The following is a 25,807-nucleotide window of genomic DNA, read 5'->3' as shown; positions in this document are numbered from 1 at the left end:
CGGTGTCGCCCGTACCACTGCCCCTACCGTCCGCGGGAATCGTCAGCGTGAGCCTGGCCCGATATGACAGGGTTTGTACCTGACGGAGTCGCCGCTCGGGCAGATGCGGCGACGGGTGGGTCGACTAGGGGCGCACATGAGGGCATTGGTCAAGGCGGGGGTCATCGCGATCGGAGGGCTGGCCCTCCGCAGGTTCCTACTTCCGGCAGGCCGGCAAGGGCCCTGGCAGCGAGCCCCGTTGATGCGACGCGAACCGCGGTGGCACGTGGTGACCGTGAACCCGGCCCAGGACGAGCTGACCCCGGAGTCGCCACTTCCGGAGCCACTGGCCGGTCTCGGTGACGCCGTGGAGGTGCAGATCCGCCGCGCCCCGGCTGACCGCGGCGTCGAGCTGGCGGTACGGCAGCGTGACGGCGCTCAGTCGCCGGTGACCGAGGGAGCCAGGCGACTCGCGGGTCGGGACCCCAACCAGGCGATCCGCGCCGCACTGCGCGAGGCGAAGCAGTTGCTGGAGACCGGCGAAGTGCTGCACCCCGACTTTCCACCCACCACCCAGACGACGGCGGTCAACAAACCGCTGCAGATGGCGACGCGGCAGGGGCGCCGGGAGGGGCGACTGTGAAGGCACTGCTGTGGCAAGGCGTCAACGAACTGTCGGTGGACGAGGTTCCGGACCCGACGATGCGCAACGAGCAGGACGCCATCATCCGGGTGCGCAAGACGGCGACGTGCGGCTCCGACCTGCACCTGCTGGGTGGGTACATCCCGTTCATGGAGCGGGGCGACGTCCTCGGACACGAGTTCCTGGGCGAGGTGGTCGAGGTCGGCCCGCAGGTGCGTGAGCACAAGGTGGGTGACCGGGTGGTAGTCTGCTCGTTCGTCTCCTGCGGCCGCTGCTGGTACTGCCGGCAGCAGCAGTACTCCTTGTGCGACAACGGCAACACCAACCCGACGATCACCGAGAACGTCTGGGGCTTCGCACCCGGCGGCTGCTACGGCTACTCCCACGCGCTCGGCGGCTTCGCGGGCAGCCACGCCGAATACATCCGCGTTCCCTACGCCGACCAGGGGGCCTTCACCGTCCCCGACGGGGTGAGCGACGAGCGTGCCCTCTTCGCCTCCGATGCCGCCCCGACCGGCTGGATGGGCGCGGACCTCGGTGGGGTCAAGGCCGGTGACGTGGTCGCGGTGTGGGGCGCGGGCGGGGTGGGCCAGATGGCCGCACGCGCGGCGGTCCTGCTCGACGCGGAGCGGGTGATCATCATCGACCGGTTCGCCAATCGGCTGCAGATGGCGGAGAAGTACCTGGGCGTGGAGACGCTGAACTACCAGACCCAGGACGTCGGCGGTGAGCTGCTGGAACGCAGCGGCGGGCGCGGGCCTGACGTGTGCATCGAGGCGGTGGGGATGGAGTCCCACAGCACGGGACCGCAATACCTGTACGACCAGGTCAAACAGCAGCTGCGCCTGGAATCGGACCGTCCGATCGCCGCCCGGGAGGCCGTCTACCACTGCCGCAAGGGCGGCAGCGTGTTCCTGCTCGGCGTCTACGCCGGCCTTGTCGACAAGTTCCCGCTCGGGGCGCTGATGAACAAGGGCCTCACCCTGCGCGGCGCCCAACAGCACGGACACCGCTACATCCCGATGTTGCTCGAACGGATGGAACGCGGCGAGCTGGTCACCGAACACCTCGCGACACACACCATGCCGCTCGACGAGGCACCGCACGGATACAACATGTTCAAGAACAAGCTCGACGGCTACGTGCGCGCCGTCTTCGAGCCCTCCCGATGATCGGCAGTGCACCGACAGTGAGGAGCAGCGGATGAACGGGCCCCTGGCCGACGAACCCGTCGGCGACCTCGAACTCGTGCACACCTTCACCGGACCCATGCCCACCTGGGTGAGCGTCTCGCACACCGGCCGAATCTTCGTGAACTTCCCCAAGTGGGGCGACGAGGTGCCCGCCACGGTGGTCGAGCTGCGCGACGGCCGCGAGGTGCCCTTCCCGGACCAGGCCTGGAACCAGCCTGCCGGGAACGACGACGCCGGCGCGTTCGTCTCGGTGCAGAGCATCCTGGTGGACCCGGCCGACCGGCTCTGGGTGCTCGACACCGGCAGCCCGATGTTTCAGCCCACGAAGCCGGGCGGGCCGAAACTGGTCCGCGTCGACCTGGACAGCAACTCCGTCGCCCAGGTCATCACCTTCCCGACCGACGTCGCGCTGCCCTCGACCTACCTCAACGACGTGCGGTTCGACCTGCGCAGGGGCGACGCCGGGATCGCCTACATCACCGACTCCTCGGACTCAGGCCGAACGGGATCGTCGTGGTCGACCTGGCCAGCGGCGCGTCCTGGCGACGGCTGCACGACCACCCGTCCACCAAGGCCGAACCGCTGTCCACCTACCGGCCTGTCGTCGAGGGACGGCCGTTCCTGGAACGCCCGGCCGACGGAGCGCCGAAGCCGTTGTCGATGGGGTCGGACGGGATCGCCATCTCCGCCGACGGCTCCCGGCTACACTACTGTCCCCTCGCCTCCCGCCGCTGGTGCAGCGTCGCCACAGACGCGCTCGCCGACCGCGACCTCACCGAGGACCTGGTCGCCGCCACGGTGGCGGACGAGGGTGACAAGGGCGGCGGCTCCGACGGCCTGGAGACCGACGACGCCGGCCGGTTCTACCTCACCTCGTACGAGAACAACGCCGTGCTGCGCCGCCGGCCGGACGGAGAGTACGAGACCGTCGTGCACGATCCCCGTCTGCTCTGGCCGGACACCATGTCCGTCGCCACGGACGGCCACCTCTACGTCACCGCGAACCAGCTGCACCGGCAGCCGAAGTACCAGCGGGGACAGGATCTGCGGCGCAAGCCGTACGCCCTGTTCCGCACCCGCATCGACGCCGGACCGGTCCTGCTGCGCTGAGCTGGCCGACGACCGGCCGGAAGTTCTGAGCTGGGGCTGATCGAGGGGTCGCGGGATCTGCGGCGGTGGTACGGCGAAGCGTTCCAGGTGGCGACGACCAGTTAGGTGTCCCCGGCCAGCCGGGTGGGCCGCGCTCGCCCCCCCCCTCGGGCCCTCCGTACCCCTCGGAGTGCGCACGCGCGGGATGATCACGCGGGCTCTGCTGACGGGAAGACAGGCGTGAGTGACGCGGCCGACCCATGTTCACTGCGGGTGCAGCCGGGCGCCAACGCCTGGCTGGGACGTGCGCTGACCAGCGTCGACCCGCCCGTTCGGGTTCTTGGCGACATGCCAGGTTATGCCGCGAAGGCGGTGCCGGTTGCGGTAAGTGTGGAGGAGGAGGAGGTGTCCGATGACGCTGCCGTACGCGACCTTGCCGGGCGACCTCGACCACCTGATCGCCGACGAGCACGTGGTGACGAACCGCCTCTTCGAGCACATCGAGGCCGGACGCGGTGACCGGCGCATGCTGGTCGACCAGGTGAGTTACGGCCGCGCCCTGCACGCCCATGCCGAGGAGGAGGTGTTGTATCCGGCGCTGGCAGAGATCGGCGCCGCCGCGGACGCCGAGGAGGGGCGGGACGAGCACCAGGCCCTCAAGAGGCTGCTCGTCCTGCTTGACCATGCGGATCCCGGCAGCCACGAATTCGAGCGGGCGCTGAACAAGCTGATCCGCGGTGTCCGGCACCACATCGAGAAGGAGGAACGGGAGTTCCTGCCGGCGCTGCGTCGGGCGGTGGGCACGGAGGAGATGGGGCGGCTCGGCGAGCGGTACCTCGCCGCCAAGCGGTCGGCCCCGGCCCGCTCACATCCCACCGTCCCGCCCACCGGACGCCGTCGCGGGCTCATGGACATGGCCGCCGGGTTCATGGACAAGGTACGCGACCGGGTATCCGGGCGCAGCAACGTCCTGTCGACCGACGCCTCCTGGCTGCTCGACACCCAGGCGCAGCGGATCCTCGACACCTGGTCCCGACTGGTCCTGGCCCCGTACGAGCTCCTCACCCTCGAGCAGGCCCGCCAGCAGCCGAGCCTCGCCGACGCGGCGATGAAGATCCTGCGGCAGGACGGGCGGCCGACGGACCCCGAGGAGGTCGGATCGGCAGCGGACGTCACCGTGCCCGGCCCGGGTGGTGATCTGGTCGTACGCGTCTACAAGCCGCTCGGCCAGACCCGCGATCCGGTGCCCGTCGTGATGTGGGTACACGGCGGCGGTTGGATCCTGTTCACGAACGACGACTATGACGCCTCCTGCCGCGCCCTGGTCAACCGGACGGGCGCGATCGTGGTGTCGCCGGAGTATCGCAAGGCTCCCGAGCACGTGTTCCCGGCCGCCCACGAGGACGTGCTGGCCACCTACCGGTGGCTCCGGACCAACGCCACCGGGCTCGGCGGCGACCCGTCCCGCATCGCCATCGGCGGCGAGGACGTCGGGGCGAACATGGCGGCCGCGACCTGCGGTCAGCTCAAGCAGGCAGGTGAGCCACTGCCCGTGGCGCAGGTGCTCGTCTGCCCGCTGACCACCACCGCCCAGTACGGCGCGTCCATGCGGGACGCCGCAGACGCCCGGCCGCTGAATCGTCCACTGCTGTCCTGGATGATGATGCACGCCTTCCGTGGCGTGACCGACAGCCTGAAAGACCCCAGGGTCGATCTGCTGCCGCTCTCCGCGCAGGCCCTCGCCGGTCTGCCGCCGACACTGATCGTCACCACCGACCGCGACGTGCTGCAGAGCCAGGGCGACGAGTGGTGCGCCCGCTTGGAGGCCGCCGGCGTGCGGGCCACGTCGGTCCGTTACGCGGGAGTGATGCACGACTTCTTCGGCCTTGCCACGGTGCTGGACAAGGCCGCGCACGCCCAAGAGGAGGTCGCCCTGCACCTGCGCCAGGCGTTCGGCGAGGCCCCGGCCGCACATCCGTTGGACGGTGCGCCAATGCGAAAGCCCAAGGTCATCGGGTGACGCTGGCTGGCATGAGGGCAACCATCTCGCCGTCGAAGCCGTGCAGACCCTGCACAGCGGCCCGATCGGGCGCACCCGCCTGCGCGTGGGCGAACACCGCGGCGCGAACATCGGCAAGATCGCTGCCGCCCGCAAACTCCTCACGCTGGTCTCATACGGGCTGCGCGATGGGTACCTCCGTTGCCTGGCCCGACAAGCATGACCACCAGCCCGGTGCAGCCAGGGCGCGAGGTCGTCGCCAAGGGTGCGCGGCGAAGGGCTGACCGGCAACCAGACCACCCGTTCCGTCGCACCGTCCAGTCCGGACACCGGAGAAGAGGGCCTTACAACCGAACAGCCCCCGTTCCCGGCGCGACGATGATGCGCCGCCCGGGCCCGAAAGGAGGTCCGCAAGGCGCTGAAGAAGGGGGCCGAGCTGATCTTCGTCTGTGGCGGCGACGGCATGGTGCAACGCTGCGCCGACGCCTTGCGGCTTTCGGCACCTCGTACCAGATGGGATCCTCGATGCCCGCGCCGGCCAGCTCCGCGCGCAGCTCGTCGAGGCCGGCCGCCGAGGGTCTTCCGGCGGTGGGCGACGACGGCGACCGTGCCCACCCGGGCGGCGGCCACCCGCTCGGCGCCCACCGCAGTGCTCGTGCTCGTGGCCGCCGGTGTCACCCAGCCGATCAGATCCCTACACGTCGGCTGCCCCTCACCGAGGCGCCGGCGGCTATGAATGCCACCCGGAAGGGGTGTTCTTGGCAGGAAATATTCCCTTTCCTCCCGGTGTGCATAGGCTCAGGCGTAACCCGTCCTCTGTACGTCATGACATGGGCGAGGAGTGCAGCGCGATGACGGTCGAGACCACGACGGTCGCGGCCTGATGCGCGCCGCGCTGATCATGCTGGCCACGCTGGCGGTGGCCGTGCTGCTGGACATCGGCACACGCATGCTCGTCCGTCGCGTCGACCACGGCCGCTACCGGTGGATCCTGGGACCACTGCGGAAGGCCTGCCGCCGTCCGGCGGGCGCCGTGCTGCTCCTCGGCGGGCTGTACCTCGCCCTGCCGCCGAGGCCGACCGGATGGCTCGGCGATTTCCGACACGCCTTGGGGCTGTCGCTCATCGGCGGCGTTGCCTGGCTGGTGATCAAGGCGTTGCACGTCGGCGAGGGCGTCACCTTCAGCCGGCTGCCGCCGGGGGCGGTCGCGGACCGCCGGATCCGGCGGGCCCGAACCCAGATCCGCCCCGTCCGACGCTTCACCGCGGTAGTGATCACGATCGTGGCCATCGGCCTGATCATGACCACCTTCCCGCCCATCCGCGCGTTCGGGATCTCCGTCCTGGGCTCGGCCGGCGTCGTCGGCGCGCTCATCGGCCTGTCCGCCCGGACCGCGCTGGGCAACGCGTTCGCCGGTATTCAGGTCGCCTTCTCGGACGGTCTGCACGTCGGCGACGTGGTGGTCATCGAGGGCGAGTGGGGCCGGGTCGAAGAGGTCAAGCTGACCAACGTGGTCATCCGGCTGTGGGACGACCGGATGCTCATCCTGCCGACGATGTACTTCACCGAGCGCCCGTTCCAGAACTGGACCCGGCACGAGACGCAGGTGGTCGGCAAGGTCCAGATCCACGTGGACCACACCGCCGACCTCAAGGACCTGCGCACGGAGACGCAACGGCTCGTCGAGTCCTCACCGCTGTGGGACCGGAGCCGGTGGGTACTGCAGATGATCGACGCCACCGCATCGAGCGTCGTGATCGAGGTGCAGGCCACAGCCGCCGACGGGGCCAGCGCCTGGGACCTCCGCTGTGACCTCCGCGAGGGCCTGATCGGCTACATCCGCGACAACCACCCGCAGTGGCTCCCCCGCACCCGCAGCGAGTACAAACCCTGACCTCCCCGCAAACCCACAGCCCGGTCGGGGTGGCGATCCGCCTGCGGCACCATCGACCCCTCCCGGGTGCGACCAGCGGAACGGCGGGCGCACGTCATGCCGAACGGGTCACGACTGGCCCAGGTTGGTGACCAGGTTCACGGCGACGGCCAGGATCCCGGTTCCGAAGGTGTACGAGAGCAGCGCGTGCCCGAGCGCGATCCGGCGCATGCGACTGCTGGTCGGTTCGTTCTCGCCCGGCGCGTAGGACATGCCGACCGTGAAGGCGACGTACGCGAAGTCCGCGTACGCCGGTGGATCGTCCCGCTTGAAGTCGATGCCGCCGTCGTCGCGGTAGTACAGCCGGGCGTACTTGAACGCGAAGACCGTGTTCACCAGCGCCCACGCCAGGACCACCGCGACGACACTGAGGATCACCAGCATGACAGCCACCATGTCCTGCTGGTTCGAGGCCCGGACGAGCCCCTCGGCCACGGCGGCGAGGCTGACGACCGACGCGATCAGGATTGCCGAGTCGGTGGAACGGGTGTGCCGCTCCGCCTCGGCAAGCTGCTCGGTCCGCTCCGGGCTCGCCGACCAGCAGGCCCGCCACACCCAGACGACGATCGTGCCCGCCGCGATCGTCCAGATCACCAGCGGCGTCAACTCCGGCGCCCCGACCAGCGCGGTGGCCGCCCCGGCGAGGACACCGGCGGCCAGCGACCACAGAGCACGCCTGACCGACAGCACGCGTCCCCACGCCGGATCCCCCGATCGCTGCTTCACCCGTTCAGCGTTCCGGCTCGACCTCGTGGTGCAGGGGAAACCCCGAGCGATCACCGGATCGGGCTGCGCCGAGGGTGGCGAGTCGACGGCGTTCCACGCTCGAAGCCGCCTCGCGGCTGGTCCCGCCGGCCGGCAACAGCCTGCGCGAGGGCAGTGGAGCCTGCGTCGAATCCCCGAATGGCCATCGGACCAGTCCGGTTTCGCGGAGAATGTGGTGGCGAACGAGCAGGCCCGGATCGAAGGCAGCGCAGGGCCAGAGGCGGAAGAGCCGGGAGACGTCGCATCGGCGGGCCGCAGGTTCCGGTGCGGGTTGGGAGTCACGGGTGTGGGCTGTCGCCGCCGGCGTTCTACTCATAGCCCTCGGGATCGTGGACGCGGTGATGACCGTGCTGCATCCCACCCGCCGCGGGCCGGTCACCCTCGTGACCGGAGCCGCGGTGTGGTGGGCCACCCGCTTGTTGGCTCGCTGTGCCGGACGTCCACGGATCCTGTCGAGCGCGTGGATGCTCGCCGTCCTGGCGGTCGTGGCGGTGTGGACGGCGCTCATGTGGGCAGGTTTCGCGCTGTTGTTCCTGCCGAACCTGGCCGGGCTCTCCTACTCGCCCTCGGTCTCCTACGGATCGCTGAACTTTCTCGACGCCTTGTACATGAGCGGCATGTCCTTGACGACGGTGGGCTTCGGCGACGTCGTCGGTGGAACGGCCACACTGCGTCTGATCACGGTCATCGAGGCCGCAGCGGGCTTCGGCCTGATCACCGCGGCCATCACGTACGTTCTGTCGATCTACCCGCTCACCTCACAGCTCAGTAGCGCGGCGCGGATGGTGCAGACCCAGGCCGACGACCCGGTACGGGCAGCGGAGCTGGTGGTCCTGGGAGGAGGCTCCTACCTGCAGAGCCTGCAGGAGAGGCTGATCTCGGTGGACGAGGACACGCAGCGCTTCCCGTTCCTCTACTACTTCCGGGCGAGCGACCCGTCGGCCACACTCCACACGTTCATCCGTGGCACCGCGATGGTATGCCTGCAGGCACGGTGGGGCATCTCCACGGACGCCGCCCCGTACGCCCGTGTGCAGGGGCGCGAACTGCAGCTTCGTCTTCAGCACGCCATCGACCGATACGCCATCGGGTTCCTGATGCGCGACCCCCGGTGCCTGCGCCGTCCGCTGGACGCCGACGACGCTCGTCGCGGCTGGCAGAGCCTGACTGCCGCAGCCGGCAACTGGGGCGTCAACCGCCCCGGCGAGGACGAGACGGATCTCGACGAGTTCGCCCGGTTCGTCGGATGCTGCCAGACCTTCCTGGACAATCTGGCCGAGCACCATCTGTACCCGCCCGCGCAGCTCCTACCTGCCGCCGACCACATCGACCCTCGCGCGCTCCGGTGACACTCACCCGGGCCGGCACCCTGTGGGCGACGCTGGTGATGGCGTTCGTTCTGGGGGCACTTCACCTGCTCGCACCGTACATCCGCCGGAGGCTGCCGGTGCCCACCCACGCGGCGGCCTCGCTCGGTGGCGGCATCGCCGCAGCGTACGTCTTCCTGTACCTGCTGCCGCGCCTCGCCGAGGGCAACCAGGCCGTGGCCCACGTGCTGGAGGAGAAGGTCGACGCCACCCCGGCGCGCGGATTCATCCTGTTCTTCGTGGCGCTGGTCGGCTTCTTCACGTTCTACGTACTGGAACGCGCCACCCATCGCTCAGACGGTCACGAGCAGGAGCCCACCCGGGTGGTCTTCGCGTTCCAGCTCGGCTTCTTCGCCCTCTACAGCGGGTTGATCACGTATACCCTGGCGACCAAGCTGCACGCCGGGCTCGGGCCGGCGGTGCTGTTCGCCGTCGCCATGGGGCTGCACGTGCTGGCCACCGACGGCGTGCTGGCCGAGCACTTTCCGGTCAGCCTCACCACCCGGTGGCGCCTCGTCCTCGTCGCCGGTGCCGGCACCGGCTGGCTGACCGCTGTCGTCGCCCAGCCCACCGGCGTGCTGATGAACCTGCTCACCGCGTTCCTGGGCGGCGGGATCCTGCTCAACGTCTTCGTCGACGAACTGACACCTGAGCGTCACTCCAGCCTCACCTGGTTCACCGCCGGCCTGGCCGCCTACTCCGGCCTTCTCGCGATCGCGACCCTCACCGGTACGGGCGCCGCCTGAGGGCGGCGACTCGCACCGCCCGTACGCCCCGCTCAGCGGCCTCGACCCACCAGCGAGGTGTCGAGCCCGCCATGCCGGCAGCCGCGCGGAAGAGGGGTGACCGCGGGTCAGGCCGTACCTTGGCGGTTGACCCGCCCCTCCCGGGCCGCCTTCGACCGGCCATGGTCGCGCTCGGTGCCGGCCGATCCGGTTGCGGTGCGCGCGTGCCGCTGGCCCGGCGAGTGCTCCACGGTGGCCCCCTGCCGGCCCCGCGCTCCGCTGCCCGGGTGCCGGCGGCCCCGCGCCGACTCGCCGCCGCTGTCATGCTTGTTGTGCTTTTGGCTACCCATGCCCGGTGGGTACCCGGCACCCGGGCGCCCATGCTTTCGAGCGGGACGGCTCGGCGAAGGATGCGACGCGATTCGGCGACCGGACGAACGGCACCGAATCGGCATGATCGCTGCTGTACTTTGCTGCCGTACCGCACGGAAAAGGGGCCGTCTCGGTCTCCCGAAACGACCCCTCGCCTGCTGTGCGCCCGAAGGGACTCGAACCCCTAACCTTCTGATCCGTAGTCGGGAGGAGAGGGCACCCGTGACCTGCAGTTATGTAAGTTTGTCCGGATCCGGTATGTAGCAGTGTCGACGGAACGTGACGCTAGACCACAGTTCCGTCCCCCACGGTGCCCCCCGGGGGGCACGGTTCCTGCGGTCCAGGTCCTTCGCCCACACCTCGATCCGTTGGCGAGCTTTCTGCCGCTCGGCGCGCCTGACTCACCAGGGACTCGATCATCTCCGACGGGTTGACGCCGCGGCGGTCGGCCTCCTTGGCCACCCACATACCATCGGCGGGGCCGAGCCGCACCGGGAACACAGACACCGCCGGGCGGGCCTCGTACACCACCTCGACGTTGGTCCAAGCGGTCACGGGCTCGTCCGCCAACCGCAGCGCCTCTTCACGAAGCGCCTTTTCACGACTCATGCTCATGGCCACCTCCGAACCATCTTCCGGCCCACTCACGTCTCATTCTTGTGCGGCTGCCTACCGCTGAGAAGGACAAAACCCCCGCCGGCCGTCAGCGTGGCCTGGCAACCCGGCCGATGTTGGCGAAAGGCAGCCAGCAGGACCGGGATCGGGGCGGCACCGGCCGCTTGCGGGCCACGTGGTTGGTCCGAGAGCTCAATCGGCAAGGTGAGCAGCGGCATCTCTTCGATTGGCTAAGCCACCTCGGCTGCGGGAGCGGCGGTGTCCCGGACGGAGTTGAGGATCGTGATCAGGCGGTCGACGTCGGCGGACGGGAAGATCGAGTCTGGGCCGTGCGGGGCGATGTCGCTGAACGGGGATTCGTAGAGCCGCGCGGGCTCCATCACGCCGTTCTGCGTGAGGTGGGTGATGATCAGGTTGACGAAGTTGATCTGGTTCGCGGTCAGGGTGCGACCGGCGAGGAACTCGCCGAACGCCTCGGCGGCCGCCTCCCGATCGAGGCCCACCAGCGACCGGATGAACAGGCCGAGCCCGTGTGCCGAGCGGCGGGCTTCGTCGATGTTCTCGGTGCCGCCGCCGCTGGCCGCGAGCATCCGTTCCAGCTCGTCGAGGTCTGTGGGCGAGAGCTGTTTGTTGCGGCGCAGCTTCTGCAATGCCAGGTGGTCCTCGTGGGCGCGCAGGTACACCCGGGCCTTAGCGCGGAACCGCTCGAAGTCCGTGCCGATCTTGATGTCGTTCAGCGTGATGACGGTGGGCTGACCGAGCTCGTCGGTGAAGTCGGTGTATACGATGGCCCGCTTGGACCTTTCGATCAACTTGACCAGCCCGCGGAGGCGGCGGCGCATCAGCTCCAGCATCGGCAGGGTGACGTCCTGCCACCACTCGTCGCCGGCCACCTCGTCCAGGAGCTGCTGCTGCTCGCGGACCGCCGGAATGCTGGTCTGCTCCAGCAGCGTCGAGGCGATGTCCTGCACCTGCCGGCGCAGCCGCTCGTAGGCGGGTTCCACGTCGAGCTGGCCGAGCTGCAGGCGCAGCACCATCAGGTCGAACCGCTTGGCCGCCTCGTCCTCGTCCTTCACGGCGGTCGGCAGGCCAGCGAGGTTGCCGCCGATCTCGTCCACGGCCTCGGGGCTGAGCCGGTGCCAGTGCTCGAAGTCGACGTAGTACTCCACCAGGCGCCGCTTCGGGCGGACGACGAAGTTGTCGAGGTGGATGTTCTCCACGCGGCGGTGGAGGTTGCGGGCGAGGTCCCAGCGCAGCGCCGCCTCGCTCTCCGTCCCGTCGGCCTCGTCCTCCGCGCCGACGTCGGAGGGGAGGCGCTGGTCGAGGCGGTAGATCAGTTCGAGCTGGGCCTTGAACAGCCGCTCGGTCAGCGACTCGCCCAGCGCGCCCTCTACCGCCTTCGGGTTGTGGTTGAAGAACTCGAAGTTCTGGCAGAAGTCGAAGATGAAGAAGTCCTGCTTGTCCTGGCCGGGGCCGTAGAGGTCCTTGCAGAGCCGGGTGCCGCGGCCGATCATCTGCCAGAACTTCGACTTCGACCGTACGATCTTGAAGAAGACCAGGTTGACGACCTCGGGTACGTCGATGCCGGTGTCGAGCATGTCCACCGAGATCGCGATGTGCGGGTCCTTCTCCTTCTGCGAGAAGTCGTCGATGAGGCTCTGGGCGTACTCGGTCTTGTGGGTGATGACCCGGGCGAGATGGCCGCGGTGCATCGGGTACGCGAGGTCGAATCGCTTCTGGACGAAGTCGGCGTGGGCGTTGTTCTTGGCGAAGATGATGGTCTTGCCGATCCGGTCGCCGCCCGCGACGTGGTGGCCGTGGGTCATCAACGTCTCCAGCACCTTGTCCACGGTGTCGGCGTTGAACAGCCACTTGTTCACCGCGTCGGGGTCGACGCTGTCCGGCGGTCCGTCGTCACCCCAATCGAGGGCGTCCCAGGCGTCCTTCTCCTCCTCGGTGAGGTCGTCGTAGCGGATGCCGTCGCGCTGGAACTTCAGCGGTACGGAAACCGCCCGCGGCGGCACGAGGTAGCCCTCGTTGACCGCGTCGTCGAGGTCGTAGTGGTCGGTGGGTACGCCGTCTTCGAGGTTGAACAGGCTGTAGGTGTTGCGGTCGATCTCGTTGCGTGGCGTGGCGGTGAGCCCGACGAGGAGGCTGTCGAACCAGGAGAAGATCGCCCGGTACTTCTGGTAGACCGAGCGGTGCGCCTCGTCGATGATGACCAGGTCGAAGTGGCCGGGGCCGAAGCGCCGCTCGCCGCTGGCGGTCTCGTTGATCAAGCCCATCATGGTCGGGTATGTCGAGACGTAGACCCGGCCCTCGGTGTTCTTCTCCTCGACTAGGTTGACCGTGGCGACCGCGGGTAGGTGTGCCTTGAAAGCGTTTGTTGCCTGCTTGACAAGGGCGTTGCGGTCGGCGAGGAAGAGCACCCGCTTGACCCAGTTGGCCCGCATCAGCAGGTCGACCAAGGCAATCACGGTGCGGGTCTTCCCGGCGCCGGTCGCCATCACGACCAGTGCCTGGCGCTGCCGCTGCGCCTCGAACGCCTCGCCGACGGCCCGGATCGCCCGGTGCTGGTAGTACCGCTCGACGATCTCCTGCTTGATGGGCACGTCCGCGAGCAGCTTGCGGCCGTTGCGGCGCTGGATCAGGAGCTGGAGCTCTTCCTTGGTGTAGAAGCCCAGCACCGGGCGAGGAGGATAGGCGGTGTCGTCCCAGAGCCAGGTCTCGTAGCCGTTGGTGTAGAAGACGACCGGGCGCTGGCCGTACCGCTGCTCCAGGCAGTCGGCGTACAGCTTGGCCTGCTGCTGGCCGACGGTGGCGTCCCGGCGGGTGCGCTTGGCCTCGACCACCGCGAGCGGCTTGCCGTCGTCACCCCACAGGACGTAGTCGACGTACCCGGTGCCCGTGGCGTTGGGCATGCCGGTGACCTCGAACTCGCGGTCCTCCGGGCGGTCGAGCCGCCAGCCGGCCTCCCGCAGCATGAGGTCGATGTAGAGGTCGCGGGTCTGCGCCTCGTCGTAGTCGTGGTCGTCGGGGCGGCCCTCGTTGGCGGCCTTTGCGGCGGCGATCTCGGCGCGCAGCTTCGCCAACTCGGCGTCGAGGGTGGCGGACTTCTCGCGTTCGGCAGCCAGCGCCGCGTCCTGGACTGCGAGCTTGTCAGCGAGTGCCTTCAGCTCGGCCTGGGTCTGCTGCCGGACCTGCGACGGGATCGGTCGGGGGATCAGGTCCGGGTTGAAGGCGAGCGCGCTCGCCGGGACCTTCGCTTGGTCGCGGGTGTAGTGCCGGGCGATCCAGTACATGACGTGGAACAGTTCGCGGACGACCGGCACGGCCTCCTTCGGCGTCACCGGCGTGCTCTTGTGAACGGCCGTGTTGCCCTGCTTGCGGATGATGTTCATCTTCGCCTGGAGGCTGTTGCCCACCAGGTTACGCAGAGACGGCTCGTGGATCATCGCCGACAGGTCGTCCTTGTACGGCTTGGTAAGCGTCGCATCGGCCTCGAAGAGCCAGATGAGGGCGAGTTCGAGCGTGCGCCGGGCGTAGAAGCACGAAGCCCGCGGGTCGGCGACGGCCAGCCGCTCCGCCCGCAGGGCCTCGTCGAAAAGCACGGGCCACTCAGTCCGCAGGAACGCGAAGTTGCTCATCCGAGCGTCAACTCCCCACAGTCGACAGCCCTCAATCTTCTCACGTCAGAGCAACCCTCGGAAGGCCCGATCCTGCAACGACGCAAACAGCGCTTCCAGCTCCGCCAGACTTGCGCGATGCGCCGCCTTCACGCGTTCCACGCCTCGAAGGCGCTTAACGAACGCTTGCTGCAGGGCGAGTGGCGGCAGCACGAGGGGCATGGCCTTGATGATCTCCATGTTCAGCCCCGCCATGATCGCTCCCTTCGCTGTCTGCCGGAGATAGCGTCGAGCGGCCGGGTGCGTCAGGAAGTATCGATGGAGAAACTCTGGCAGGCAGCGGGTGAAGTCCAGAGTGATGCAGCACAGATGCTTTGTATTGATGGCCCGTGGGATGTCTTCCGGTACAACAGCGCAACGGCCGCAAGTCCCCATGATGGTGATCAGGACATCGCCAGGATGCACGGTGTACCGCTCAAGCTGCTGGTACTTCTCCTCGCTGATGAACCTTCGTTCGTCCCAGCGGAACTCATTGCTGACTGCGTTGTCGATCCCAAGAACGGCGACCCCGTCGTCAACGAATTCGCTGTGCAGCAATTGGCTGCCGAACGGGCCCGTCCGTATCGAGCCCTTCCGCTGCTGAGCGACATCAGCAACCGTCACCGCCGGCCACTCGTCCGAGGCCTCGGTAGCGAACATGTCGAGGAAGATGGACTGGGTGAGGTCGTCGAGGTGAGCGAGGGCTTCACGGCGCTTAGCACGCAGCTCGTCCGCCCGGTCCAGCATCTCCGCAATCCTTCGCTGCTCCTGTAGGGGAGGCGTCGGGATTGAAAGACTGGCCAGAAAAGCTACCGGCACCCGCCGCTGGCCGGCACTGCCGGTCATCCGCCGCTCGCCGGCTATGCGGATCGCCGGCCTTCTCAGGAAATGGAGGAGGTAACGCGCGTCAAGCTGCGAACGGTTGGGCCTGATCACGTGGAACTCGGTTGAACCAACGCCGGTCGGTCGGCTGAGGCAGGCCTGGGCAATCTTTCCGTTCTCGAAGCAGGGTGTGATCTTGGCAACGAGGACGTCCTCATCGGCGAAGACTGTGTAGCCCCTACTCACCTCACCGAACAGCCGGTCCTCGCCACTCTCCGTGGATCCTGTCTCGGCGTCGACCGCAGACATGGGAACGAACGAGATCAGTTCGTCGGCTGCGGGACGGGTGACGAGCTTTGGGTTGACAGCGGCAACGTCGGCGAGCTTCGAAAATTTCGGTGTCCTCATCCGAGCATCGCCTTCAGGTCGGACATGCCCCGCTGGATATCGGACTCCAGACGTTCCAGGTCCATCAGGATGCCCAGTGGCGCCCGATGCTCGACCTCCTCGTGCACGATCTCCTTGTACTGGTTGAGGCTGAGGTCGTAGCCCTTCTCGACAATGTCGGCCTTAGGCACGCAGAAGCTTTGTTCCGTCCGTGCCCGCTGCAACTCGTCACCATCCCGCCGCAGCCACCGCGCTAAGGCATCCGGAAGGTTGTTCTTCGCGTGCTCCGCCTCGGCCAGCGGCACGTCCGGCACCGGCCCGAGCTTCTCTGCCGGTAGCAGCGGAATCCGCTTGTCGTCGAGGCTCCAGCCGTCTGCAGTCACCTCGTAGAACCACACGTTGTCGGTGCCGCCGCTGTTGGTCTTGGTGAAGAGCAGGATCGCGGTTGAGACACCCGAGTAGGGCCTAAAGGTGCCGCTCGGCAGCTTCACCACCCCCTCGAGCTTCTGGTCCTCGACCAGAAGCCGGCGCAGTTCCTTGTGCGCCTTGCTCGGTCCGGAGAGCACCCCGTCCGGCACGATGACCGCCGCTCGGCCGCCCGGCTTGAGCAGCCGGAGGAAGAGTGCGAGGAAGAGCAGCTCGGTCTTCTTCGTCTTGACGACCCGCTGGAGGTCCTTGGAGGTGCTCTCGTAGTCGAGGCTGCCGGCGAAGGGCGGGTTGGCCAGGATCAGCGAGTACTTCTCCGACTCGTTGCTGACGTTCTCGGCCAGGGAGTCGCGGTAGCGGATGTCGGGGCTTTCGACGCCGTGCAGCAGCATGTTCATGCTGCCGATTCGCAGCATCGTGCTGTCGAAGTCGAAGCCGTGGAACATGCTCTCGTGGAAGTGCTTCCGCTGCACCGCGTCGAACAGCGCGTTCGGATACGTTCGGCGGACATACTCTCCAGCCTCGACGAGGAAGCCCGCCGTGCCGCAGGCTGGATCGCAGATCTCGTCGGTCGGTGTCGGTGCTGTCATTTCGACCATCAGCTGGATGACGTGCCGTGACGTGCGGAACTGTCCGTTGTGGCCGGCCGTGGCGATCTTGCTGAGCATGTACTCGTAGAGGTCGCCCTTGGTGTCGCGATCCTCCATCGGGATGTGGTCGAGCATGTCGACCACGCGGGCGAGCAGAGCCGGGTTGGGGATGGTGAACCGGGCGCCCTTCATGTGGTGCGAGTACGTCGACCCGTCACCGCCGAGCGTCCGCAGGAACGGGAACACCTGATCCGCGACGATCTTGAACATCGTCTCCGGATCACGGTGCTTGAACTCGGACCAGCGGAGCTCTTGCTGGTTCGGCTGGAACCTCAGTGTGACCGGGGCGTTCGGGAAGCGCTCCGCCTTCTTCCTCTCGCGTATCTCCGTCTCGTCCAAGCGCTTGATGAAGAGCAGGTAGGTGATCTGCTCGATCACCTCCAACGGGTTCGAGATGCCACCCGACCAGAAGGCATCCCAAACGCGGTCGATCTTGCCCTTCAATTCACCGGTGATCACGTAGCTTCGGTCCCCACCCCGTCGTACTGCCAAGTCGACCTAGGTTAGTCCCGCATCCCCGCCGTGCGGGATCGGGCATTGGGGCGAAGACCCTCATGCCGAGCAGCGGCGCCGAGGAACAGCAACTCCGGCTGGGAGACGTCGCGCGGGTTGAGCCGCTACAGGTGGAGTGAGTTGGCCATCCGGCGGTAAACGGTCCGGGATGGGCCATCTGTCGCAGTGGGATCGGGCGGCGGACCCTGGACGACCGGATCACTGTCAACCGTCGCCGGAGGTGCCTTCGGCCACTCTCTGTTACGAGCAAGGAGCGTCGGCGGCTCGCGTGCCCCCCGGGGGGCACGCGAAAATGCCCCTCCGTCGATGAACGGAGAGGCATTTTCCCTGGTCAACCTTGTGCGCCCGAAGGGACTCGAACCCCTAACCTTCTGATCCGTAGTCAGATGCTCTATCCATTGAGCTACGGGCGCCTGGTGCTCGGCCAGTCTACACAACCGGCTTTTGCGCGGAGACTCCGGGATTCGAACCCGGGAGGGGCTTTAAGACCCCAACCGCATTAGCAGTGCGGCGCCATAGACCAGACTAGGCGAAGTCTCCCTGGTGACCACGAGGTCACCGCGCCCGAGGATACAGGCCCGCACCCGCCCGGGGCAAAGCGGATACCGGGACCGGCCCCCGTGACCGCGTTTCCGTCGTGTGCCAGATCACGTCCACGGCTACGCTCCACCGATATGCAGGAGCAGCCGCCGAGCGATCCGCCCCGTCGCGAGCCCGCAGCCAAGGCCCGTCGGAGCCGCTCCCCACGACCGACGTTCAACCCACCGGCACCGGATCCCGCCGCGGTGGACGCGACGAGCGACACACCGCCGCCCCGGCGTCCGCGCCGGACGGCGCCCACAGTCGTCTTCCAGCCGCCGGCACCGGCCGACGCCGCAGCGCCGGCCCCGCGCCCGCGTCCGGCCGCCGATTCCTCAGCAACCGATCCCGGTACGCCGCCCGCAGAGCAAGACACCCCGACCTCTGCCGCAACCGATCCGGCTACGCCTGCCGCAGAGCAGAACCCCGCTGGCCCTGCCGCGCCCGGCACCCGATCGGGTGACCCGGGGACGGCTGAGCCGCCGCCGGTACCAGGGAAGCCAGCTCCGGAAGCCGGGGAACGCGACCCCGCAGCGGCGACACGCCGGACGGGAGGCGGGGCGGCGGCGAAGAAGACCGCCCCGGTCGCGAAGAAGGCCGCTCCGGCGGCCAGGAAGACTGCTCGGAAGCGTGCAGGACCGGCCGCCGCTCGGGCCTCCGGGACCACCACCGGGCCGGCGACCGAGCCTGCCGCCCCGGAGCTTGCCGCTTCCGAATCCGAGCCCGCCGCCGCCGGCCAGGCGCCCCAGGCAGAACCGGCCGTCGTCCAGCGGGCGCCCGGACAACCCGGCTTCGCGCGTACGCCGGTGGAGGGCCGGCGGGCGGTGGGGCCGCGGCTGCGCGACCACCCCGGGTTCGCGCCGGAGCTGCTGGCCCTGGCGGCGGTCGACGCGCTCGGGCCGCGCGCCTCGGCGTGGGTGGAGCAGGTCCGGCGGGCCTACCCGGAGGCGGACGCCGACGGGGTGGCCCGGCTGGCGACCCGGCGGTTCGTGCGGATGGCCGGTACGGGTGGGGCGCTGGCGGCGGGCGCTGGGCTGTTCGCGCCGGTCGCGGAGCTGGCGACAGTGCTGTGGACACAGGCGAACCTGGTGCTGCATCTGGCGGCGGCGTACGGGCGGGATCCGGCGCATCCGGACCGGGCGGCCGAGCTGCTGGTACTCACGTTGGTGCATCCGGACGACGGCACCGCGCGGGCGGCGCTGGCGGCGGCTCGGGCGGCCGGCGCTCCGGCGGAGGGTCCGTGGGGGCGGGTGGCGGAGGCGGCCTGGCGGCTGGCCACGCCGGTCGCCGCGCAGGCGGGCGGCTGGCTCGGGCTGCGGCTGGCCGCCCGGTTGCTGCCGGGGGCGGCGGCGCTGGCGGCCGCGACCGGCGGTACGGCGACGGCCGAGCGGGTGGCCGCGCGGGCGGTCGCCCGGTACCGGCCCACCCGCGCCCGGTCGACGCCAGGAGGGCGAGGTGACGTCGGCTAGAGCCAGTCGAACCAGGACTTCGGCAGCATCGCGTAGCCGACGAACGCGACGATGTCGAGCAGCGTGTGCGCGACGATCAGCGGGGCGACCCGGCGGGTACGCAGGTAGAACAGCCCGAAGATCACGCCCATCACGGCGTTGCCGACGAACGCGCCGAAGCCCTGGTAGAGGTGGTACGAGCCGCGCAGCAGCGCGCTCGTGGCGAGCACCGCGCCGATCCGCCAGTTGAGCTGCCGCAGCCGGGTGATCAGGTAGCCGACCACGATCACCTCCTCCAGCACGGCGTTCTGCACGGCGGCGAGGATCAGCACCGGCACCGTCCACCAGAGGTCCGGCAGCGCGGCCGGGACCAGCGTGGCGTTGATGCCGAGCTGCGCCGCCGCCCAGAACAGCGCCAGCCCGGGCAGGCCGATGAGCGCGGTCAGGCCCGCGCCGCGGGCCAGGTCGGAGGCGGGCCGGCGGAAGTCGACGCCGAGCGTCCGCGCCGGGTCGCCGGGGTCACGCGCCAGCAGGTGTACGGCGAGCAGCACCGGCAGCAGCGCGAAGACGATGCCGAGCAGCTGGTACGTGAGGTCGAGGTACGGCCGGGCCGACGCGGAGGTGTTCAGGGCGGCGGTCTGCTTGGACAGTCCACCGGTCGCGGTCAGCTTGGCGATCAGTGAGACGAGCGCGTACACGGCCGACTGGCCGAGGGACAGACCGAGCACGAGCAGCGTCTCGGTGCCCAGCATCCGGCGGGAGACCGGGCGGGCCAGCTCGTCAACCGTCACCGGACCATGAAAGCACTTCGGCGACCGGGCCGGACGGTCGCACAGCCTGTGCGACCGGCGTACACGCTCCGTGGACATTCTATGGGGGCCGATCCGCCCGTACGGAGAAGGAGCGTGCCCCTGTGGAGAACTTCGCGCGGCTGCTGAAGGAGAGCTGGACCCTGGTCGAGGAGCACCGGGAGCGGCTCAGCGGTCACTTCTACGCCCGGTTGTTCCTCCTCGACCCGGAGCTGCGCAAGCTTTTCCCGGTGCAGATGAACGGCCAGGGGGACCGCATCCTGGAGGCGATCGTCACCGCCACCCAGACGGTGGGCGACCCGGAGAGCTTCGACGAGTACCTGCGGGCGCTGGGCCGGGACCACCGCAAGTACCACGTGGCGGCCGAGCACTACGCGACGATGGGCGTCGCGCTGCTCGACGCGCTGCGCAGCACCGCCGGGGACGGCTGGAACCTGGAGTACGACCAGGCGTGGCGGGAGGCGTACGCCGGCATCAGCGAGCGGATGCTGGCCGGCGCGGCGGCGGACGAGAACCCGCCGTACTGGCACGCCGAGGTGCTCACGCACGAGCGGCACGGCCCGGACACGGCGGTGCTGACCGTACGGGCGCTCCAGGATCCGCTGCCCTGGCGGGCCGGGCAGTACGTGAGCGTGGAGGTGCCGCGCTACCACCCGCGGGTGTGGCGGACGTACTCGGTGGCGAACGCGCCGAACGAGGAGAACGTGCTGGAGTTCCACGTCCGTACGCCGCCCGGCGCGGCGGGCTGGGTGTCCGGCGCGCTGGTGCGCCGCACCAAGCCGGGTGACCTGCTGCGGGTGGCCGCGCCGATGGGCTCGATGACGTTGGATCCGGAGTCCACCCGGGACGTGCTCTGCGTGGCCGGCGGCGTCGGCCTGGCCCCGATCAAGGCGCTGGTGGAGGAGCTGACCCGGGTCAACCGGACCCGCTGGGTGCACGTCTTCTACGGTGCGCGCCGCCCGGACGAGCTGTACGGGCTGCCCGGCCTGGAGGAGCTGGTGGCGTCCCACCCGTGGTTGTCGGTGACGCCGGCGTGCAGCGAGGATCCGGACTTCGGCGGCGAACTGGGTGACGTCTCCGAGGTGGTCACCCGGTACGGCCCGTGGACCACGCACGACTGCTACGTCTCCGGCTCGGCCGCGATGGTCCGGGCCACCCTGCGGGCGCTCGCCGCCGACGACGTCCCGCCGGACCACATCCGGTACGACACGTTCGGCAACCTCTGAACCTTGCTCCCCCCGAGCCGGGTCGCGTGCCCCCGCCCCCTGGGGCACGCGACCCGGCCCCCCGTTTCTCAGTAACGCCAGGGGGTGCCGGTCTCGCGGTACTCCTCCACTGGCACCAGCGGCACGCCGGGTGCCATCCGGTCGACGTAGAGCCGCCCCTCCAGGTGGTCGATCTCGTGCGCGACCAGCCGCGCCATCGCGTACTCGTAGGACGTGATCACCCGGCTGCCGTCCCACAGGGCGTGTTCCACGTCGATCCGCAGCGGCCGGGGCACCAGGCCGCGGTGGTCGAAGAAGGAGAGGCAGCCCTCGTACTGCTCGTCGGTCTCGGTCGCGGCGTCCACCACCCGGGGGTTGAGCAGCACCACCGGGTCGGCCGCCCGGTCGGCCGGGCGCACGAGCGCCGCGGACCAGCCGATGCCGAGCTGGGGCGCGGCGAGGCCGACGCCCTTGCTGAACGGGTGCAGCTCGTCCAGCCGGACCAGCATCGCGGCGAGCCGGTCGATCACCTCCCGGGCGTGCTGTTCGTCGGCCGGCAGGTCGAACTGGCGGGCCCGCTGCCGCAGCAGGTCGTCGCCGCGCTGCACGATGCCCACGGCCCGCATCCGGTCGCTGGCCCGCACCCGGGCGCCGCCGCTGGGCGCGTTGTCCGGTTCGGCGTCCGGCTCGGGGCTGCGGAACCGCCACTGCATCCGGTAGCGGGCGTTCAGCGGCGGGTCGTCGGTCCCCCAGTCGAAGACCACCCGGCCGCCGTCCACCGAACGCTGGATCGGGGTACGCAGCGGCCCCTCCTCCGCCGACAGCGAGGTCTCCGCGCCCCACACCTTGGGGTCGAGGTCCGCAGGCAGGTCGAGCCGCACCGCCAGGTGCCGGGTGGGCAGGCGTACGGCCCGCTGGAACCAGGGCCCCCACTTGTCCCGGCCGACGCGGTACGCGTACTCGATGGTGACCCGGTCGCCGGGGTAGAGCGGGAAGCGTCCCTCGTCGTTCTCGAACAGCAGCCAGATCTCCTTGAACGCGTCCCGGTCGTGCTTGGCCCGCCAGTGCATCGGCTCGCGTCCGTTGCCGTCGTCCCGGTACGCGGTCAGTTGCAGCTCGGCGAAGGTGAGCGGGTGTTCCCGGTGGTGCCGGTTGGAGCGGCCCGGGTCGTTGGGGTAGCGGTCGACGGCGACCCGGACCAGGTAGCGGGTGATCGGTTCGGTGCCGGCGTTGTACAGCTCCCGCCGGATCGCGCAGTGGTAGCCGTCACCGGTGTGGGTGAGCGTGGCCACCTCCCGTTCCACCACGAGGCCGGTGCCGGGTGGCAGCCACTGCCCGGGTACGGGTGGGTCGCGGTGCGCCGCTCCGGTACGGCCGTGCCGCAGCTCGTCGTACTCCCGGAAGCGCTGCCAGATCGCGCCGCTGGCCTCCAGGACGGCCTCGGCCCGGCGGGCGAAGTCCTCGGTGGGCCGGTGCCGGCGCCCCTCGACGTGGCTGACGTAGGACGGGTCGAAGCCCATCAGTGTCGCCAGCTGCTTCTTGGACAGCCCTCGGCCGGTCCGGTGCCGGGCGAGTTCCGCCGCGAACGAGTCCGCGGCACGCTCGATCGGTGAGGTCGTCATCAGCTTCCTCGTACGCGGGAAGACCATTTTCACGTTGGGTGGCCGAACGTGTACGGAAACTGCCTCGTATTCGACATTCACCTTGACTTTTCAGCGGCGTACGTCGATCCTTACGCCGTCCGCCGCCGGTTCTCCGGCGGCGTTCTCCGTCTCCGTCACACCACTTCCCCTCCCGCCGGGCGGGTGGTTAGGCTAGCCTTAGCTTGGGTCGACGGCAGGCGCCGGCCGCAGGGCGACAGGACAGGGGACGGCCAGGTGACTGCGGTGATGCCGGGGCGCGACGCCGCCACCCCGCTCGCCCCGGTGACCGCGACCCTGCGCGCCATGTTCGGCACCGACGACCTCCCCGGGCTCGCACCCGGCCTGCTGGTCCACGACGAGCTGGACCGCTGGTCCCCTGCCACCAGGCTGATCGACGGCACGCTGCTGTCCGGGTTCCTGACCGCCGCCGGCCGCCGCTGGGGCGGTACCCCGCACGCCTGCGCCGCGCTGGCGTGGAAGTCCTACAGCTACTGGACCGCGCTCCCAGCGGTGCTCGGCTGGGCGTCGGCCCGCCGGGTGCCGCTGCTCGATCCGGCCGACGTGCTCGTGCACTTCGAGGACCACCACCAGTTGCTCACGCTGGGGCTGCGCGCCTCGACCCCGGTGGCGGTGCTGCCCGGCGACCCGCTGGCGCTGGCCGGCGCTCCGGGCGTGCGGGTGGTCCCGGACGAGGCGGCGCTGCTCGGCGCGCTGCGCGCGTCCCTGCTCGACGCCCACTTCGCGCCGCTGATCGGCGCCATCCAGGGCGAGGTCCGGATCGGCACCCGTACGCTGCTCGGCTCGGTGGCCTCGGGCATCGCGCACGGCATCCTGCGCGCGTCGGACGCGCTGCCCGGCTCGTCCACGGCGGCCGTCGGCACGCTGCTCGACGCGCTGGACCTGAGCGATCTGGTCGAGCTGGTGCCCGGCCCGGCCGGCGAGCCGACGGTACAGCGGCGCACCTGCTGCCTGGCGTTCACGCTGCCCCGGCCCAAGGTGTGCCAGGGCTGCTGCGTCCGCCAGGGCTGACCGCTCAGTCGGCCAGCGGCCGGACGTCCCACAACCACACCCCTCCGGTACGCCTCGGCGTGATCCCGCTCAGCTCCGTCATCGCCCGGCGCAGCGCCTCGGCCTGCGGCAGCCGGGGGTCGAGGATCACCGCGCCGGCCCGCCAGTAGCGCAGGTCGTCCACGGCGGCCACCCGGTCCTGCGGGGTGATCGGCGGGACCGCGTCGGTACGCCGTACCGTCTCGAAGAACGTGCTGGTGGGACGCGGCGGCGCGGTGAAGAGGGCCATCCGGTCCCCGCCGGGGCGGGTGTCCGGATAGAGGAAGTAGCCGCGGGCCAGCGGCATGTCCAGCCGGGTCTCGGCGGACCAGCGCAGCGGGACCGCGTACGTGGTGTCGGGCAGCGGCAGCGTGACGATGCTCCGCCCGTCGGCGACGTAGGGACGCCAGGCGCCGGAGGTGACGAACGCCGGGGTCGGGTCGAGGCGCTTGGCCGGCAGCGGGGTGGGCAGGATCGGCACCAGCGCCATCGCGAGCACTGTGACCGTGGCGAACCGGATCTGGTCGCGCGCGTCCGGGTGCCGTGCGGCGAGCCGCCGGGCCCGGTCGGCGCCGAGCGCGAGCAGCACGCCGATGATCGGGGTGAGCGCGAGCGACCAGCGGGTGGGCACCACCGAGTGCAGTACCGGCAGGTTCTCCAGCGCGGCCCAGGGGCCGGGGATGCCGGTGTCCTCTCCGTCGTAGCGGATCTCCCGGCCGAGCGAGAAGAGGGCGAACACGAGGCCGGCCGCCGCGAGCCCGAGCACCACGGCGTTGCGGCGCAGCCACCAGACCAGCGCGATCACCAGGATCACCAGCGGCCAGCCGAAGAACGCGTTCTCCTCGGTGGCGTTCTTGACGAGCGGTTCGCTGCCCCGGGCGTCGCCCGCGATCGACTCCCGCGACCAGGCCACGTACGCGGCGAGGTCGGTGGAGTAGCCCCGGATCAGCGTGGAGAGCCCGCTGTACGCGCCGGGGCCGAAGAACTGGACCCAGAGCGGGTACGCGAGCAGCGCCCCGGCGACCACGGCGGCCACCCCGAGCCCGGCGGCGAACGGGCGTGCCGCCGACCGCAGGGCGGGACGGCCGAGCGCCAGCGCGAGCACCACCACGCCGAGCCCGATGGCGGTCATCAGCAGGATCTCCAGGTTGAGGAACGCCTGCCAGACGATCACCAGGCCGAGCAGGACGCCGTTGCGCAGCCACCGGCCGGGTTCGGCCAGGCGCAGCGTCCGCCAGATGATCAGCGGCACCACGTACTGGCTGACGATGTTGGGATGCGAGTTGGCGTGCGAGATCATCGCGGGCGCGAACGCGCAGAAGGCCGCGCCGATCCAGGCCGGGCCACGGGCTCCGACGACCACCCGGGAGAGCAGGAAATACCAGGACACCGCGGTCGCGGCGAGCCCGAGTGTGAGGAAAATCAGGAATGACCAGCGCGGACCGACCCAGAGCGTTATCGGGGTCAGGGGTATGGATACGGATAATACGGACGTATTCGCCATCAGATTGACGACGCCCGGCACATTCATCCGGTCCGAGGTGAACGGATAGGCGAAATCAGTGACGACCCGCGCACCGTGCGCCATCATCCATTCGAACTGCGCCTGATCGGTACGGTTGTCGCGGACCCCATTGCGCGGATCGACCCAGAGCCGGGCGGTCACCCAGAACGCGAGCAGCACGAAGCTGAGCACGGCGAGCGCGTCGATCCGCCTACCCTGCCCCGATTTCGCCGCACTCGCGTCGCTTTCCGGAGTAGTCATGACATTTCAGAGCGTAGTCAGGGTATGACGGGCACGTGCAATGTTCCGGGGAATCACGTACTATGTGCCGAGTTCGCCGACCGCTGAACAGTGCACCCCTCCGGATCACAATTCGGCCCCCCTCCGTCCCCCGATTTCCCCATCAGCCATCCAGATGGTTGACTCTGA

The 25,807-nt window shown here is 69.6% G+C and carries 19 protein-coding genes, 2 tRNA genes and 1 pseudogene; 13 read left to right on the top strand and 9 right to left on the bottom strand.

Features of this window, described 5'->3' with window-relative positions; all coding sequences use genetic code 11:
* The first annotated feature begins 241 nt into the window (after window positions 1–241).
* The 8 genes and pseudogenes from ABIH81_RS09125 (at window position 242) to ABIH81_RS09090 (ending at window position 6,797) form a co-directional block, all read left to right on the top strand.
* The gene (locus ABIH81_RS09125; RefSeq protein WP_260041791.1) at window positions 242–622 is read left to right on the top strand and encodes a hypothetical protein; all 381 of its coding nucleotides are present in this window, start codon (window positions 242–244) and stop codon (window positions 620–622) included.
* Window positions 619–1,794 carry a zinc-dependent alcohol dehydrogenase gene (locus ABIH81_RS09120; protein WP_349879883.1) on the top strand — a complete coding sequence of 392 codons (1,176 nt, stop codon included), beginning with the start codon at window positions 619–621 and terminating at the stop codon, window positions 1,792–1,794. Before ABIH81_RS09125 ends, ABIH81_RS09120 begins: the two co-directional genes overlap by 4 nt.
* 31 nt (window positions 1,795–1,825) lie before the next feature.
* Window positions 1,826–2,251: pseudogene (locus tag ABIH81_RS09115) on the top strand (L-dopachrome tautomerase-related protein); the annotation flags it as partial.
* Between the two features lie 77 nt (window positions 2,252–2,328).
* A complete protein-coding gene (locus tag ABIH81_RS09110) occupies window positions 2,329–2,925 on the top strand; it encodes an L-dopachrome tautomerase-related protein (protein WP_349879882.1) in 597 nt (198 codons plus the stop codon).
* A gap of 391 nt (window positions 2,926–3,316) precedes the next feature.
* The gene (locus ABIH81_RS09105; protein ID WP_349879881.1) at window positions 3,317–4,924 is read left to right on the top strand and encodes an alpha/beta hydrolase fold domain-containing protein; all 1,608 of its coding nucleotides are present in this window, start codon (window positions 3,317–3,319) and stop codon (window positions 4,922–4,924) included.
* Between the two features lie 40 nt (window positions 4,925–4,964).
* On the top strand, window positions 4,965–5,126 hold the full coding sequence (locus ABIH81_RS09100; protein ID WP_349879880.1) for a hypothetical protein: 162 nt from the start codon (window positions 4,965–4,967) through the stop codon (window positions 5,124–5,126).
* A gap of 195 nt (window positions 5,127–5,321) precedes the next feature.
* Window positions 5,322–5,639: a hypothetical protein gene (locus tag ABIH81_RS09095; protein WP_349881048.1), complete on the top strand. Its 318-nt coding sequence runs from the start codon at window positions 5,322–5,324 to the stop codon at window positions 5,637–5,639.
* Window positions 5,640–5,786: 147 nt separating this feature from the next.
* Window positions 5,787–6,797 (top strand): mechanosensitive ion channel domain-containing protein, encoded by a 1,011-nt coding sequence (locus ABIH81_RS09090; protein WP_349879879.1) that lies wholly within the window; start codon window positions 5,787–5,789, stop codon window positions 6,795–6,797.
* 108 nt (window positions 6,798–6,905) lie between these two features.
* Here ABIH81_RS09090 and ABIH81_RS09085 read toward each other — a convergent pair whose 3' ends face one another.
* Window positions 6,906–7,562, bottom strand: a complete 657-nt coding sequence (locus ABIH81_RS09085; RefSeq protein ID WP_349879878.1) for a DUF1345 domain-containing protein — start codon at window positions 7,560–7,562, stop codon at window positions 6,906–6,908.
* 380 nt (window positions 7,563–7,942) lie between these two features.
* Here ABIH81_RS09085 and ABIH81_RS09080 point away from each other — a divergent pair, with 380 nt between their 5' ends.
* Both ABIH81_RS09080 and ABIH81_RS09075 read left to right on the top strand, forming a co-directional pair.
* Window positions 7,943–8,950 (top strand): ion channel, encoded by a 1,008-nt coding sequence (locus ABIH81_RS09080; protein WP_349881047.1) that lies wholly within the window; start codon window positions 7,943–7,945, stop codon window positions 8,948–8,950.
* The gene (locus ABIH81_RS09075) at window positions 8,947–9,714 is read left to right on the top strand and encodes a hypothetical protein (RefSeq protein ID WP_349879877.1); all 768 of its coding nucleotides are present in this window, start codon (window positions 8,947–8,949) and stop codon (window positions 9,712–9,714) included. Before ABIH81_RS09080 ends, ABIH81_RS09075 begins: the two co-directional genes overlap by 4 nt.
* Window positions 9,715–10,910: 1,196 nt before the next feature.
* On the opposite strand, the gene ABIH81_RS09070 is transcribed toward ABIH81_RS09075, so the two are convergent.
* The 5 genes from ABIH81_RS09070 to ABIH81_RS09050 all read right to left on the bottom strand — a co-directional run bounded on the left by ABIH81_RS09070 (window position 10,911) and on the right by ABIH81_RS09050 (window position 17,683).
* Window positions 10,911–14,291, bottom strand: a complete 3,381-nt coding sequence (locus ABIH81_RS09070; RefSeq protein ID WP_349879876.1) for a DEAD/DEAH box helicase family protein — start codon at window positions 14,289–14,291, stop codon at window positions 10,911–10,913.
* An 81-nt stretch (window positions 14,292–14,372) separates the two neighbouring features.
* Complete coding sequence (locus ABIH81_RS09065) at window positions 14,373–15,575, bottom strand: restriction endonuclease subunit S (RefSeq protein ID WP_349879875.1); 1,203 nt, start codon at window positions 15,573–15,575, stop codon at window positions 14,373–14,375.
* The gene (locus tag ABIH81_RS09060; protein WP_349879874.1) at window positions 15,572–17,089 is read right to left on the bottom strand and encodes a class I SAM-dependent DNA methyltransferase; all 1,518 of its coding nucleotides are present in this window, start codon (window positions 17,087–17,089) and stop codon (window positions 15,572–15,574) included. Before ABIH81_RS09060 ends, ABIH81_RS09065 begins: the two co-directional genes overlap by 4 nt.
* Before the next feature lie 394 nt (window positions 17,090–17,483).
* Window positions 17,484–17,556 (bottom strand) — tRNA-Arg (locus ABIH81_RS09055).
* A 36-nt stretch (window positions 17,557–17,592) separates the two neighbouring features.
* Window positions 17,593–17,683 (bottom strand) — tRNA-Ser (locus ABIH81_RS09050).
* An 845-nt stretch (window positions 17,684–18,528) separates the two neighbouring features.
* On the opposite strand from ABIH81_RS09050, the gene ABIH81_RS09045 reads away from it, so the two are divergent.
* The gene (locus tag ABIH81_RS09045) at window positions 18,529–19,191 is read left to right on the top strand and encodes a hypothetical protein (RefSeq protein WP_349879873.1); all 663 of its coding nucleotides are present in this window, start codon (window positions 18,529–18,531) and stop codon (window positions 19,189–19,191) included.
* Here ABIH81_RS09045 and ABIH81_RS09040 read toward each other — a convergent pair.
* On the bottom strand, window positions 19,188–19,961 hold the full coding sequence (locus ABIH81_RS09040; RefSeq protein WP_349879872.1) for a CPBP family intramembrane glutamic endopeptidase: 774 nt from the start codon (window positions 19,959–19,961) through the stop codon (window positions 19,188–19,190). The genes ABIH81_RS09045 and ABIH81_RS09040 overlap by 4 nt on opposite strands.
* Window positions 19,962–20,083: 122 nt before the next feature.
* On the opposite strand from ABIH81_RS09040, the gene ABIH81_RS09035 reads away from it, so the two are divergent.
* Complete coding sequence (locus ABIH81_RS09035; RefSeq protein ID WP_349879871.1) at window positions 20,084–21,205, top strand: globin domain-containing protein; 1,122 nt, start codon at window positions 20,084–20,086, stop codon at window positions 21,203–21,205.
* Window positions 21,206–21,273: 68 nt separating this feature from the next.
* Here ABIH81_RS09035 and ABIH81_RS09030 read toward each other — a convergent pair whose 3' ends face one another.
* Window positions 21,274–22,806 (bottom strand): peptide deformylase, encoded by a 1,533-nt coding sequence (locus ABIH81_RS09030; protein WP_349879870.1) that lies wholly within the window; start codon window positions 22,804–22,806, stop codon window positions 21,274–21,276.
* 267 nt (window positions 22,807–23,073) lie between these two features.
* On the opposite strand from ABIH81_RS09030, the gene ABIH81_RS09025 reads away from it, so the two are divergent.
* Entirely contained in the window at window positions 23,074–23,856 is a 783-nt protein-coding gene (locus ABIH81_RS09025) for a hypothetical protein (protein WP_349881046.1), read from the top strand.
* Between the two features lie 4 nt (window positions 23,857–23,860).
* Here the strand turns inward: ABIH81_RS09025 and ABIH81_RS09020 are convergent, their stop codons facing one another.
* Window positions 23,861–25,639: a hypothetical protein gene (locus ABIH81_RS09020; protein ID WP_349879869.1), complete on the bottom strand. Its 1,779-nt coding sequence runs from the start codon at window positions 25,637–25,639 to the stop codon at window positions 23,861–23,863.
* Window positions 25,640–25,807: the final 168 nt, after the last annotated feature.

It is taken from the genome of Micromonospora sp. HUAS YX12 (assembly GCF_040215685.1).
In the GTDB taxonomy this organism is placed as follows: domain Bacteria; phylum Actinomycetota; class Actinomycetes; order Mycobacteriales; family Micromonosporaceae; genus Micromonospora; species Micromonospora tulbaghiae.
Note: the sequence above shows the minus strand (reverse complement) of the source record. Positions and strands in the feature narration are given on the sequence as shown.